The following is a 12,111-nucleotide window of genomic DNA, read 5'->3' as shown; positions in this document are numbered from 1 at the left end:
CGCCTGTCGGTCAGTACCAGCAGCTCGCAGCCAGTTCTGAAACTGCGCTGGGTCGGCGAAGAGGTCCAGCGCCAAGACATCGCCCAGGAGTTCAAGGCAGTACTTCAACGCAATATTGGCGAAGCTGCCGTGTTGTCGCTGGGCGCGTTTGATCCGAAGTATCACCAAGGCCGGGAGACCGGCCTTCCTACTCGCCGAGTCCAGTCACGGAGGGCGGCACTGAGTTAAATATCAGTCCAAACGTAAGCGGCCGGCAGAGTCGCGATAACTGTATTTTCGCACTCACCACAAAGAATCAGTGCTGGCTGATCCTTTAAGCCGGAACTGTGTCGATCGAGGTACGCGACAAGCTTCTCAGAGCCGCAGCAAGATGACTTGACCGACGCTGCCTTCGTTTCTATGACAGGTTCCTGGTATGCATTACCGGGAAACGCGCCGACAACGTGACCGCAATCCACGCAGGAAAGAATAGTGACCGGTTTATCTGCGCGATCGACCATCACCTGAGTCGCACCGAAATTCGATACATCAGGCTTGCAGCCTGGGCATTTTGGCTCGAATTCGTCATTGAGTTTCATTGCATCTCCTTAATCCGGCTCCATGCCGGTCACCCGTAGTACCCCATATCAATCTCGGACGCAGATATTTTTAGATTCTAGCTTGAGCGAACTATGAAAACTGCCGCTATCGCAATCACAGCGACGACTCCAAACACCATCCGTGCGAGCCAAGGAGCTGTTAGCCAGACGCCGGTAACCCCGGCAATCTGCCCAATGTTTTTTTCGCTGAAATAGCGGCCAGATGGCGGCTCGCGAAAAGGATTTCCGCAGTGGGGGCAGGAGTAGGCTTTATCAGAGATTTTTGCAGAGCATTCAGGGCAGTCAATTAGGCTCATGATTTTTTGTCCGTTTTAATTAATGGCTGCAAACCAATATGAAGACTTCATTTTCTGATTTTGGTTCTGCGGGAAATCATATGCGCCCACTCATTAACGAATCACGCCAGCCGGCTCAGTAGCAGGCAGGCCGGCGAGGTCACGCCACTTCGCCAGGTCAGCGATCAGCTTAAGGCCTGGGCGCACCTCAGCTTCGAGCGCTTCATCAGGAAGGCTCAGCAGGCGGACAACCTCAGCGCCGATCAGGCGTATCGCTTCCACATCGGTTTTCGTGCTCATCGCAGTCACCGTCAGGTATTTGCTGAGTGCAAATCATCAACCCAATTTACGAATCACGCCAGCCGGCGAGGATCCCCTATGTCCGCACAACAGATCGAAGAAAAGAAGCTCGAGCGCGCGATCCGCAAGATCAAGCACTGCTTGGCACTTGCCCAAAGCGCCAACGAGAACGAAGCCGCAACCGCACTCCGGCAGGCACAGGCATTGATGCGCGAGTACCGGCTGACCGAGATGGATTTGAAGTTGAGCGACGTAGGTGAGGTTGAGTCGGCCTTGTTCCGCACCAAGCGTCGACCAGCGTGGGATCAGCAGCTGAGCATCGCTGTAGCAGAAGCATTCAGCTGCACGACCCTGCGGCACCGGACGTGGTGTTCCGCAAAAGGCCAAGTCATTGAGCGCGCGACTTTCGTCGGTGTTTCTCCCGCACAGAACATAGCCCTGTACGCGTATGAGGCACTGCACGCCAAGCTTACTCAGGCGCGCAAGGAGTACTGCTCGTGCGTCAGATCTGGCGTCCATCGCAGTCAGTATTCAGCAGAAACTGCCGGCGATCACTTTGCACTGGCATGGGTGTGGGAGGTTCAGTCGAAGCTGAAAGCGCTTGTGCCTCAAGGCGAAGATGATCCGCTCGGGAGCCGCGCCACCGGCAAAGACCTCGTCGCGATTCAGGAGCAGGACAAGGCGCTGATCAGCGAATATCTCGCCACCCAGGAAATCGGGAAGCCCAGGAAAGGCAAGGCGTTAGAGATGGATCTGAACGCCCAGATCGCCGGGATGCTTGCTGGCAGCAAGGTGGAACTGCACGCCGGCATCGCGCGCGGCGGCGAAGACATCCTTGCGCTATCCCAAATCGCCTGACTCTCCCCACTCCACCGCCCGGGCATGGCCCGGCAAGGACTCACCATGCCTACAGAAAACCGAAACCACCCCGCCGATCATGATGCCATCGAGCGCCTGCACCAGCAGTACGTGGGCAAGGTAGAGCGATTCTCAGATGACCTGATGGTGTTCCAGGACGCGGCCTACGCCATGGGCCTGGAGCGCGGCAAGACGCTCGCCAGCAAGCCAGGCGTAACCCTTCAGGCCGCCCGCGCCAACCGCGTCTACGTGGCCGGCCCCATGACGGGTATCGCCGACTTCAACTACCCAGCCTTCAATGCCGTGGCCAACCATCTGCGCGCCCTGGGCTACGAAGTCGAGAACCCAGCAGATCACGGTGTGGTCGAGGGTGCGCAGTGGGCCGACTACATGGCCTACGACCTGACTCGCCTAGGCCTGTGCGGAATGATCGCCCTGCTGCCGGACTGGGAGAAGTCGCAAGGCGCCCGACTGGAAGTGCTGATCGCCGAACGCCTCGGCATGACGGTTGTGAATGCCCATGATCTGTTATTGCCGAGAAAGAATTAAAAGGCTCGGGACTTTGATATGGCATCCCTAGTCCGACCAAGTAAATCTTGCAACCCTGCAAAAAGATCAACCAAACTATGGGTTTCCCCACGAAATGTGAAATTTCCATTGTCCGGATCATACTGCCTCATCATATCGCTTTCCTCCATCCCTTGAATTCCTCCCTTGGCACCAATGTAATCTTGAACATAATTTCTTCGCTCACTCGTTTGCATCCAATGATCGATACGTTCGTCGAAGTGTTCTAAATGATCCCTCAAGGTTCGGTTTTTTAGCACATGCTCTGGATCTATAATATTTAGAGCGGACAAGATCTCCGCAGAGCGCATCCGAGCTACGCAGGTATTACACTTAAGCCCCATAGCACGGGGCTTATCACAAAAGCAGTTCTGCTTCGGGGATAGTGCTGGAGGCCAAATTAATCGTGAAATATTACTAAGGTGCGTTAAGAAGCTGTGAACTGAACGAAAGCATTCTTTGTTAATTTCTATTCGCTGCTCAGAACCCATATCAATCATTTGTTCATGATCTATCGCGGTAACTTTATCAAGGACATTAATAGCGTTTAAGGCCATCAGCGATTGTGACTCTAGTTCGCTTAAGTAAACTCCGAGTACGTGCTTATCCATAACGGTCTCATCCGTAGCCATTCATTGTAGCTTAACAATAGCTCAAATCCCCCTCCCCCTTCAAAGTCAGCCGCTATAGCGGCAAGGACGAGCTCGACCATGGAAAAGATAAAACTCGGCCCGGACCATTATCGCTACGTCGACGAGCTCGACCCGAAAGGCCTGGAAGTCACCTGCAAAAAATTCGTGGTTATCGGCGAAACCGAGCAGTGCTGGTACATCGTGGATGAATTCCACGACAACCTCTTCGGTGGCTCGCAGCGTGAATCCCTGCTGAAGCAGTACCGCAAGCGCGTGCTGAAGGATGGCGGCGAGCACGGCCGAAGGTTCGCGTATACCGATAAATCCTTGGCGCTGCGCTCTTACAAGCAGCGCAAGTCCTGGCAGATGCGCCATGCCCAGTTGGCGCTCGAGCGCGCCCAGGCTGCGATTGCGTATTTCGGCGATACCCGTACCGCGAGCACCGTGCCGCCCGACAGGCTGATGGTCCCGTGCGAATACATCCAGGCCATGAACTGGAGCGAGTGCTGATGAGCGGGCGTGCGGTTCACCTATACCCGTGGGATGGCGGCACCGAGGCAGATCAGGATCCGCCGGAGCACGTCTATTGCGGCACAGACGGCGACATGGCCGACGAACAGCTCACCAATGACTGGCGGTACGTCACCTGCAAGCGCTGCCTCAATATCCACGAAAAAGAGCTGGCAGCGCGAGCAGCGGACGACCGAGACCAGAAGGTCAAGCTCTTCGACGAGGCCCAGGCCATCACCATCACCCTCGGCCACCGGAACATCTCAACGGCAATCAAGGCTTTGCTAAGGGAGCGCGACGAACTCAGGCATGAGCGCGACAACCTGCGCTTAGACCGAGACGGCCTACTGGAAGCAGGAGCGCACCTACTATGATCGCCACCCTCTGGTTCGCCTACATCTTCAACAACGAGGGGCCCAGGCCATGAAACAGCATCGCGTTTTGATCGGCGACTGCATTGAGTCGATGCGGACGCTGCCAGACCAATCAGTGAGCACCTGTGTCACGTCGCCGCCCTACTACGGGCTTCGGGACTACGGTATGGCAGGGCAGATCGGCCTGGAGCAAACGCCCCCTGAATTTATCGCGCGCCTGGTAGAAGTGTTCCGCGAAGTGCGGCGGGTTCTGCGCAATGATGGGACGATGTGGGTGAACATGGGCGACACCTACGCATCTGGAGGGCGGGGCGGCGGCGGGTCGTATATGGCGGAACGTGGTGATGGAGCGTGGGCCGGCAAGGGCTCAGCCACTGGATGGCGCTCCGCTCCCGCCGGCCTGAAACACAAGGACCTGATGGGCATCCCCTGGCGACTGGCTTTTGCCCTGCAGGACGATGGCTGGTATCTGCGACAGGACATTATCTGGAGCAAGCCAAATCCCATGCCTGAATCCACCAGGGACCGGTGCACAAAGTCACACGAATACGTATTCCTGCTCAGCAAGTCACCCCGTTATTACTATGACCAGGATGCAATCAAGGAGCCTGTAGCGCTCAGCTCAATCACGCGAATGGCTCAGGATATCGATCAACAATGCGGCAGTGATCGTGTTCCAGGAAGGTCAAACGGCCCAATGAAAGCTGTGCGCAGCAAGCGGGATAGTTTCAAGCGCGATGAATCAAAGCGAGGGCAGCCCATCCCTGGGCAGTCGCTGGGAACGCACCGACCAGGCCGAGAGGAAAGTGACTGGCCTTTGGATACTCGAAACAAGCGCAGTGTGTGGAACGTTCCAACGCAAGGATTCAAGGGCGCCCACTTCGCCACCTTCCCTCCTGACCTGATCAGACCATGCATCCTGGCCGGCGCGCCACTCGGCGGCGTCGTGCTTGACCCTTTCGGCGGTGCCGGCACTACGGCGGTGGTCGCCATGCAAGAAGGTCGCAAATCGATCCTATGCGAGTTGAACCCCGAATACGCCGCAATGGCTGAACGCCGGATCGCGGCCGCCTGGCTCGACGGCGCGGCGCAGATGGATGTCTTTCGCGACACCGTGCAACACCCAGCAGCCTAACCCCAATCCCCCGACATGCCTGCCGCTGAACGGCGGGCGAGGTATTTCTATGCCTGCAAATTGTGAATACAGCATGGACCGGAGCGATGCCCAGGACCTGGCGGGCATTGCCCAGCTCGATCTCCCAATGCGCCGCCAAGCGCTGACGAAGTATCTCCAGTTGAACGGCTCCCAGCGCCTGGTTGAGTTCATGGCTCAATTTATCGGGATGGCCAACTCGGTTGCCAGCAACTGCGCCGAAATGAGCGATCAGGTGCTGATCATCGAGTGCGGTGTGCATCCCGACAAATTTACCGGGGTAAACCTACCCACCATCATCGGCGCGTGTCAGGGAGTGATGATCGCAAACAAATGCGACCCCGCCGGCGCCTGCCACGGCTGCGCCTATCGCCTCGGTTCAATCGCAAACCAGTCGCCCATCACCACCTGCGACGCAGAATTCATGGCGCACGACCCGAAAGGTTTCCTGTGCCACGCGCACCTGGACGGCGACGGAGAACCCACCAAAGTCTGCGTAGGCCACGCCAAAGCGGCAAAATCCTAACCCACCTTCTGCCGCCCAGCGCGGCAAGGACACCCCATGTTCGCTATGAAACTCACCCTGATTGTACTGGGCGCTTTGCTGTACCTGATCGGAACACTCTGCTGGTTCTTCTGGGTCGGGCCCGACCTGCTGACCGCCGGCACCACCGAAGCAGTGATCTACGCCTTCGCCGGCACCTGCGCCTGGATGCTGATCACCTTCGGCCTGGTCGTTCACATCATCAAGACAGCGCGGCCCACGGCGGGCGCAAGGAGAGAGCCATGAACAGAGCAGAAAATATTGATCGCTTCCTGCGCCTGGATGAGGTGCTTCACACGACCGGCCTGGGGCGTAATACCGTTTATCGTCGGATCAGAGAGGGCACCTTCCCAAAACAGGTTAGAATAGGGCCAAACTCAGTCGCCTGGCGCCAGTCGGCAATCGCCGAATGGATGACCTCAATTACGCCCAGCAACGACCAATCAGTACATTGATCAGTACACCAAAAGCTGACAATCGCACAGAGCCCTTTAAAACCCTGCCTTACAGGTTATACCGTGGAAATCTTCAAAGAGTTTACGTTCGAATCCGCCCATCGCCTGCCCCATGTACCGGAAGGCCACAAGTGCGGGCGCCTGCATGGGCATTCGTTTAAAGTGGCGATCCATCTCAGCGGCGACCTGGATCCCCATACCGGCTGGATTCGCGACTTTTCGGAGATCAAGGCAATTTTCAAGCCGCTCTACGAACGCCTCGACCACAACTACCTCAACGACATCCCCGGCCTGGAAAACCCGACCAGCGAAGTGCTGGCCAAGTGGATCTGGACCGAACTCAAACCTCTGCTGCCGGAACTCAGCGCGATCCGCATCCATGAGACCTGCACCAGCGGTTGCATCTATCGCGGCGAGTGAGCGGTTGATGAATGGAAAGCCACCTGCGGGTGGCTTTTTTGTGCACGGTCACATACCAGTCATTTTTCGACGGAGCCCGCAACAATGATACGCCCCGCTACCGCCCACGATGTCACTGCCATTGAATTCATTGTCCAGGCCGCCTACGCGCCGTACATAGAGCGCATCGGTCGTAAACCCGGCCCGATGCTGGAGGACTATCACCAACGGGTTGCCTGCGGCGGGGTGCATGTGCTGGACGATGGCGGGCGGGTTCAGGGTTTTATCATCCTGGCCGTTGCCAGTAATGCGCTCTTGCTGGAGAACCTGGCCGTTGACCCGAATGCCCAGGGCCTCGGGTTCGGGCGGCAGTTGATGGACTTTGCCGAGCAACAGGCTGTTCAGTCGGGCGCTACGAGCATCGTCCTCTACACCAATGAAGCCATGACCGAGAATATCGCGCTCTACACTCGCAGAGGCTATGTAAAAACCCATCATTGCGTCGAGAACGGCCTGCGCAGGGTGTATATGAGCAAACAACTCTGACTCAGCTAACGATCCAATGTGTCTCACTGCTGCACCGCTTTCGCGCTGGGTGAGCACCGGTCTTTCAGATGGCTAAAAGTACGGTGCAGTGATTATTGACCGCCTGCCGGTTTGGCACGCGCGGTGCAACACACCTGCGTCAACCATCAGGGAGCAAGGCACATGACGCAGTACGAACCGGGCAACGATTACCCTCTCAGCGAGGTCCCGCTGCATGCGCGCAAGGGCTTGGCGTCCACCGCGATGGTGCTGTTGGGGTTCACCTTTTTTACCGCGACCATGTTTGCCGGCGGCAAGCTGGGTGTGGCGTTCAGCTTCGTCGATATGCTCGGTGTCGTGGCGTTGGGTAACCTGCTGTTGGGCATCTACGCTGCAGGACTGGGATACATCGCGTTCAAAAGCGGCTTGAACTCCGTGCTGATGGGCCGCTTCTGTTTCGGCGAGGTGGGCAGCAAGCTCAGCGACCTGATTCTCGGTTTTACCCAGATCGGCTGGTATGCCTGGGGTACCGCCACGGCAGCCGTGGTACTGGGCAAATATTTCGCATTGAGCCAGGGCAGCGTGCTGGGTTTGATGGTGCTGTTTGGGCTGGTGTTCTGCGCGACGGCATACGTGGGGTATCGCGGCCTTGAGATCCTGTCGTATATCGCGGTGCCGGCGATGGGCATTCTGCTGTGCCTGTCGATGTGGGTGGCAACGGTACAGGTCGGCGGGCTGGATGGCCTGCTGGCGGTGGTGCCGACGGGTGAGTTGAACCTGTCCACGGCGATCACACTGGTGTTTGGTACCTTTGTCAGCGGGGCGACCCAGGCCACCAACTGGACGCGATTTTCCCGCTCGGCCAGAGTCGCGGTGCTGGCCAGTCTGATCGGATTCTTTGTCGGCAATGGCTTGATGGTGTTGATCGGCGCTTATGGCGCCATCGTCTATCAGCAACCTGACGTGGTTGAAGTGTTGCTGCTGCAAGGCTTTGCCATGGCGGCGATGGCCATGTTGCTGCTCAACATCTGGAGCACTCAGGACAACACCATTTACAACTTCGCCGTGGCCGGTTGCAACCTGTTACGCACTCGCCGCCGCAAGACCGTGACCCTGGCCGGCGCAGTGATCGGCACCTTGCTGGCCTTGCTGGGCATGTATGACATGCTGGTCCCGTACCTGATTCTGCTGGGCACCGTGATCCCCCCGATAGGAGGAGTGATCATGGCAGACTTCTTCTACCGCTATCGTGGCCGTTACCCGCGCCTGGCCGTCGCCCGCCTGCCCGCCTTCAACTGGCCGGGACTGGCGGCATATGCCGTCGGCACCGTGCTGGCGTTCAGCTCGCCCTGGGTGGCGCCACTGGTGGGGATAGTCGCCGCGTCCCTGACCTACATGCTGCTCACCGCCGTACTGCACGTACGCGAACCACTGGCTGACGCGCAGGCATGAGCCTTACCCTTGCCGATGGTAATCTGTCGGCCGCCTGATTGTTTTTAGCCAAGAGGAACTTGCCCATGCACATCATCAATGCCCGCCTGCGCAACCGTGAAGGCCTGCATGATCTGCACCTGGAAAATGGCCGGATTGCCAGCATCACGGCACAGACCGCTGTGCCTGCGTTAACAGCCCACGACCTGGACGCCGCCGGCAATCTGGTGATACCGCCCTTTGTCGAACCGCATATCCATCTCGATGCCACCCTCACGGCCGGCGAACCACGCTGGAACATGAGCGGTACGTTGTTCGAAGGCATCGAGTGCTGGGGCGAACGCAAGGCCACCATCACTGAGGAAGACACCCGCACCCGTGCCCGCAAGACCATTCAGGCCCTGGCCGCCCACGGTATCCAGCATGTGCGCACCCACGTCGATGTCACCGACCCGGACCTCACCGCGCTCAAGGCCATGCTGCAGGTGCGCGAGGAAAGCGCGCACCTGATCGACCTGCAAATCGTCGCCTTTCCCCAGGAAGGCATCGAGTCCTACCGCAACGGCCGTGAGCTGATGGAAGAAGCCATTCGCCTGGGGGCCGATGTGGTCGGCGGCATTCCGCACTTCGAGTACACCCGTGACCAGGGCGTAAGCTCGGTGAAATTTCTGATGGACCTGGCCGAGCGCACCGGCTGCCTGGTGGACGTGCATTGCGACGAAACCGACGACCCCCACTCGCGCTTCCTCGAAGTGCTTGCCGAAGAAGCGCGCAGCCGCGACATGGGTGCCCGTGTCACCGCCAGCCACACCACGGCCATGGGCTCCTACGACAATGCCTACTGCGCCAAACTGTTCCGCCTGCTGGGGCATTCGGGCATCAGCTTCGTGTCCTGCCCCACCGAAAGCATTCACCTGCAAGGGCGCTTCGACAGTTTCCCGAAACGCCGTGGCGTTACGCGCGTCAACGAACTGCTGGAGGCCGGCATGAACGTGTGCTTCGGCCAGGACTCCATCGTCGATCCGTGGTACCCGCTGGGCAACGGCAACATCCTGCGCGTATTGGAAGCGGGCTTGCACATCTGCCATATGCTCGGCTACCGCAACCTGCAAAGCGCCCTCGATCTGGTCACCGACAACAGCGCCAAGGCCATGGCCCTGGGTGACCGGTACGGCCTGGCGCCCGGGCGGGCGGCCAACCTGCTGATTCTCTCGGCAGACAGCGACTATGAGGTAATTCGCAGCCAGGGCCTGCCGCTGTACTCGATCCGCAATGGCAAGGTGCTAATGAAACGCCAGCCCGCGCAGGTGGAATTTTTGCACGCTGCGGGCTAGACGATCGAGTCGATATCCAGCGTATGCACCCTCCCTCGATCATCGAGGGTGGGCGGAGGAATGCTGGCAACCTGGGACAATGCGCGGTTCTCGCGATGGCTGAACCAACGTTTAAGGCAGGGTTGCAGGTGCGGCGCGTCGGCATGACTGCCATAGACGTCGCGGGCATCAAGGCGGCGCCAGCGCAAGCTCTGCAGGCGCTCGCGGCTGGTGCGCAAGCGGTCGATTTCGGCACTCAAGGCCTGGCTGAGTGGGTGCGCGTGACTGCGCTGGTTAGTCGGCCGACGACGATCAAGTTCGCGGTTCCTGTTGCGCAGTTGCTGGCCCATATGCTCAAGCGCTCGGTCGATCCATTCGAACTCCCTCGGCGTGACCAGCGTACCCTGGCTTTCCAGGGTCTGCTGCCAACGACGCAAGGTGGCCCAGGCGGCCGGTATGTAACTGGCAGTCATGAAATGCTGGCTGGCCTGAAATAGCTGTTTCAGCAGGTTGTCACGCGCGGGCATGTCACCGTACAGCTGCAGCGCGCGATTGCAGGCCGCTTCCTGGATGGACTCACAACCGGGTTTCCACAACACCGAAGACTGCGTGCCATCCGGCAGCTTGATCGGCATGAAATGCTGCTGTTCGCCATGATGCTGATAGGGGTCGCCACCCACGCGCACCAGCCCGGCGGCGAACAACAAGCCGCCGGGTCCGGGGGCACTGAACAATGCGACAGCACCGGGAATCCACAGCTTGGCAGTGGTGTTCATCCATGTGGCCGGGACACTGGGCACGGGGTCGTTGTGGTTGACGATGCGATGGTGCACCAAGCTGGACGCGCCGGCGACGAACTCGGAGTCGGCTGCGCGGGGGGCGCCGTAAGTGTAGAGGAGTGGGTTGTAATCTCGGTCAGGGACGCGACGCAGTCCTTCAGCCAATAGCAAGGCAATTGCGCCGCCAAGACTGTGACCGCAAATGATGATGCGTTGCCCCCTATGAAACAGGCTGAGATATCGCAACACAAAATCGCGCATGGCACCGTATGCCTGGTAAAAGCCCTGATGAACTTTGCCGACACCCTCGGAAAAGGACACCTTGTGAGCATTTGCGTCCCTTAATCCATCAGATGTACTGGCGGTACCGCGTACAGCAATCAAGACAATCTCATCGTGATGGCAGATAAAGGCTTGGGTATCAGTGCCAAACGCCTCATCGTCAAAAAAATGCAATTTGGCGGGATGCTCCTGGGCCGTCCCCAAGTCTGGAGCGTTTTGCGGATACAACTCAGGGTCGAAGGGCAATATTTCAAAACGTTTGGAGTACGGTACATCTTCATACAAGGGATAAAAGCGCTGCACCTGCCCGCCGTCAAATTTCCATGCCTGCTGATACCCTGAAAGCTTTTGTGCGAAGACATTTCCCACACTGGGCTCCAGCGAGAAATGCACCTCATCCACTGGTTTATCCGCAGGTTCCTGACCAAAACCGCAGTAACTCAAAGTAGACATCAGCGCCAATTGGTAAAGGTTCAAGGCACAGAACTGATCATCACTGGAAAGAATTGGCCGAAGCGCACGTAATGGCCGAACCTCAAGAACCGTATGCCGGTTGGGAAACAACACGACGCCTGACAGTGCCTGTTCAGGAGGACCAAAACCCAGCTCGGCCACCATCTTTAACGCGTGTCGTTGGGTTCCATGAATGCCGGGTGTCAACGTTGGTAAATGGGCCCCGTGTCGAACCAGATCACGCACCTCAACCTGATAGTAATGATCTCCCTTCTGCCAGGCCGGGTTCTTCTCATTACGCTCAGCTACAGGATCAAGAAATCGCGTTTTTTCAGCTCTGACCTGGAGGTCGGTAATAAGTAATGGATAGCTACTGCGCTTCTGCAAGTGCTGATACACGCTCTCTCCCACCTCATAGAGTGCATTGAAAATCAGCACGACAGGACCTTTGCATTGATCCTCCAGCCGCACAAAACCATTTCCGTCCAGCTGCCCTTTGTGTCTCTGTCCGGCACTGTCAATAACCTCGTAGGCAAGCCCGCCATAGGCTTTTCCTTCCCCTGATGCCTCCACAAGACGGAAGCTCAGCCAATCACCACGTAATGCACAAGCAGGCATTCTTTCGTTAAAAAAAGGCTGCTTCCATTGCTCAATTGCCATGC

General features: G+C 58.0%; 16 protein-coding genes. 12 read left to right on the top strand and 4 right to left on the bottom strand.

Annotated elements, in window-relative coordinates; genetic code table 11:
• Positions 1-224: 224 nt before the first annotated feature.
• Positions 225-578, bottom strand: coding sequence for a hypothetical protein (locus LUB09_RS03715; RefSeq protein ID WP_231421659.1), 354 nt, complete (start codon positions 576-578; stop codon positions 225-227).
• A 410-nt stretch (positions 579-988) separates the two neighbouring features.
• Positions 989-1,174 carry a hypothetical protein gene (locus tag LUB09_RS03710; protein WP_078825168.1) on the bottom strand — a complete coding sequence of 62 codons (186 nt, stop codon included), beginning with the start codon at positions 1,172-1,174 and terminating at the stop codon, positions 989-991.
• A 78-nt stretch (positions 1,175-1,252) separates the two neighbouring features.
• Between LUB09_RS03710 and LUB09_RS03705 the strand changes: the two genes are divergently transcribed.
• Both LUB09_RS03705 and LUB09_RS03700 read left to right on the top strand, forming a co-directional pair.
• Positions 1,253-2,032 carry a DUF2786 domain-containing protein gene (locus LUB09_RS03705; protein ID WP_231421658.1) on the top strand — a complete coding sequence of 260 codons (780 nt, stop codon included), beginning with the start codon at positions 1,253-1,255 and terminating at the stop codon, positions 2,030-2,032.
• A gap of 45 nt (positions 2,033-2,077) precedes the next feature.
• Positions 2,078-2,581, top strand: coding sequence for a DUF4406 domain-containing protein (locus tag LUB09_RS03700; RefSeq protein ID WP_231421657.1), 504 nt, complete (start codon positions 2,078-2,080; stop codon positions 2,579-2,581).
• Here the strand turns inward: LUB09_RS03700 and LUB09_RS03695 are convergent.
• Positions 2,578-3,210, bottom strand: a complete 633-nt coding sequence (locus LUB09_RS03695) for a hypothetical protein (protein WP_231421656.1) — start codon at positions 3,208-3,210, stop codon at positions 2,578-2,580. The genes LUB09_RS03700 and LUB09_RS03695 overlap by 4 nt on opposite strands.
• 99 nt (positions 3,211-3,309) lie before the next feature.
• On the opposite strand from LUB09_RS03695, the gene LUB09_RS03690 reads away from it, so the two are divergent.
• The 10 genes from LUB09_RS03690 (at position 3,310) to codA (ending at position 9,956) form a co-directional block, all read left to right on the top strand.
• Positions 3,310-3,741 carry a hypothetical protein gene (locus tag LUB09_RS03690; protein WP_057008963.1) on the top strand — a complete coding sequence of 144 codons (432 nt, stop codon included), beginning with the start codon at positions 3,310-3,312 and terminating at the stop codon, positions 3,739-3,741.
• Positions 3,741-4,115 carry a hypothetical protein gene (locus LUB09_RS03685; protein WP_220381696.1) on the top strand — a complete coding sequence of 125 codons (375 nt, stop codon included), beginning with the start codon at positions 3,741-3,743 and terminating at the stop codon, positions 4,113-4,115. Before LUB09_RS03690 ends, LUB09_RS03685 begins: the two co-directional genes overlap by 1 nt.
• 49 nt (positions 4,116-4,164) lie before the next feature.
• Positions 4,165-5,250 carry a DNA-methyltransferase gene (locus tag LUB09_RS03680; protein WP_231421655.1) on the top strand — a complete coding sequence of 362 codons (1,086 nt, stop codon included), beginning with the start codon at positions 4,165-4,167 and terminating at the stop codon, positions 5,248-5,250.
• A 73-nt stretch (positions 5,251-5,323) separates the two neighbouring features.
• Positions 5,324-5,794: a hypothetical protein gene (locus tag LUB09_RS03675; protein WP_231421654.1), complete on the top strand. Its 471-nt coding sequence runs from the start codon at positions 5,324-5,326 to the stop codon at positions 5,792-5,794.
• Positions 5,795-5,830: 36 nt separating this feature from the next.
• Positions 5,831-6,058 (top strand): hypothetical protein, encoded by a 228-nt coding sequence (locus LUB09_RS03670; protein ID WP_231421653.1) that lies wholly within the window; start codon positions 5,831-5,833, stop codon positions 6,056-6,058.
• Complete coding sequence (locus LUB09_RS03665) at positions 6,055-6,267, top strand: helix-turn-helix transcriptional regulator (protein WP_044483140.1); 213 nt, start codon at positions 6,055-6,057, stop codon at positions 6,265-6,267. The genes LUB09_RS03670 and LUB09_RS03665 overlap by 4 nt, the downstream gene beginning before the upstream one ends.
• A gap of 63 nt (positions 6,268-6,330) precedes the next feature.
• Positions 6,331-6,687 carry a 6-carboxytetrahydropterin synthase QueD gene (gene queD / locus LUB09_RS03660; RefSeq protein WP_003237990.1) on the top strand — a complete coding sequence of 119 codons (357 nt, stop codon included), beginning with the start codon at positions 6,331-6,333 and terminating at the stop codon, positions 6,685-6,687.
• 84 nt (positions 6,688-6,771) lie between these two features.
• The gene (locus tag LUB09_RS03655; protein ID WP_231421652.1) at positions 6,772-7,212 is read left to right on the top strand and encodes a GNAT family N-acetyltransferase; all 441 of its coding nucleotides are present in this window, start codon (positions 6,772-6,774) and stop codon (positions 7,210-7,212) included.
• Between the two features lie 162 nt (positions 7,213-7,374).
• Positions 7,375-8,643, top strand: a complete 1,269-nt coding sequence (codB, locus tag LUB09_RS03650) for a cytosine permease (RefSeq protein WP_231421651.1) — start codon at positions 7,375-7,377, stop codon at positions 8,641-8,643.
• Positions 8,644-8,708: 65 nt separating this feature from the next.
• Positions 8,709-9,956 (top strand): cytosine deaminase, encoded by a 1,248-nt coding sequence (codA, locus tag LUB09_RS03645; RefSeq protein ID WP_231421650.1) that lies wholly within the window; start codon positions 8,709-8,711, stop codon positions 9,954-9,956.
• On the opposite strand, the gene LUB09_RS03640 is transcribed toward codA, so the two are convergent.
• The gene (locus LUB09_RS03640; RefSeq protein ID WP_231421649.1) at positions 9,953-12,109 is read right to left on the bottom strand and encodes a lipase family protein; all 2,157 of its coding nucleotides are present in this window, start codon (positions 12,107-12,109) and stop codon (positions 9,953-9,955) included. The genes codA and LUB09_RS03640 overlap by 4 nt on opposite strands.
• Positions 12,110-12,111: the final 2 nt, after the last annotated feature.

Origin of the sequence: Pseudomonas sp. Leaf59 (genome assembly GCF_920984685.1) — a bacterium.
Taxonomy (GTDB): domain Bacteria; phylum Pseudomonadota; class Gammaproteobacteria; order Pseudomonadales; family Pseudomonadaceae; genus Aquipseudomonas.
Note: the sequence above shows the minus strand (reverse complement) of the source record. Positions and strands in the feature narration are given on the sequence as shown.

Coding starts and splice junctions, on each gene's coding strand:
- LUB09_RS03715 (WP_231421659.1), bottom strand. CDS start 578: ATGAAACTCAATGACGAATTCGAGCCAAAATGCCCAGGCTGCAAGCCT.
- LUB09_RS03710 (WP_078825168.1), bottom strand. CDS start 1,174: ATGAGCACGAAAACCGATGTGGAAGCGATACGCCTGATCGGCGCTGAG.
- LUB09_RS03705 (WP_231421658.1), top strand. CDS start 1,253: ATGTCCGCACAACAGATCGAAGAAAAGAAGCTCGAGCGCGCGATCCGC.
- LUB09_RS03700 (WP_231421657.1), top strand. CDS start 2,078: ATGCCTACAGAAAACCGAAACCACCCCGCCGATCATGATGCCATCGAG.
- LUB09_RS03695 (WP_231421656.1), bottom strand. CDS start 3,210: ATGGATAAGCACGTACTCGGAGTTTACTTAAGCGAACTAGAGTCACAA.
- LUB09_RS03690 (WP_057008963.1), top strand. CDS start 3,310: ATGGAAAAGATAAAACTCGGCCCGGACCATTATCGCTACGTCGACGAG.
- LUB09_RS03685 (WP_220381696.1), top strand. CDS start 3,741: ATGAGCGGGCGTGCGGTTCACCTATACCCGTGGGATGGCGGCACCGAG.
- LUB09_RS03680 (WP_231421655.1), top strand. CDS start 4,165: ATGAAACAGCATCGCGTTTTGATCGGCGACTGCATTGAGTCGATGCGG.
- LUB09_RS03675 (WP_231421654.1), top strand. CDS start 5,324: ATGGACCGGAGCGATGCCCAGGACCTGGCGGGCATTGCCCAGCTCGAT.
- LUB09_RS03670 (WP_231421653.1), top strand. CDS start 5,831: ATGTTCGCTATGAAACTCACCCTGATTGTACTGGGCGCTTTGCTGTAC.
- LUB09_RS03665 (WP_044483140.1), top strand. CDS start 6,055: ATGAACAGAGCAGAAAATATTGATCGCTTCCTGCGCCTGGATGAGGTG.
- LUB09_RS03655 (WP_231421652.1), top strand. CDS start 6,772: ATGATACGCCCCGCTACCGCCCACGATGTCACTGCCATTGAATTCATT.
- codB (WP_231421651.1), top strand. CDS start 7,375: ATGACGCAGTACGAACCGGGCAACGATTACCCTCTCAGCGAGGTCCCG.
- codA (WP_231421650.1), top strand. CDS start 8,709: ATGCACATCATCAATGCCCGCCTGCGCAACCGTGAAGGCCTGCATGAT.
- LUB09_RS03640 (WP_231421649.1), bottom strand. CDS start 12,109: ATGGCAATTGAGCAATGGAAGCAGCCTTTTTTTAACGAAAGAATGCCT.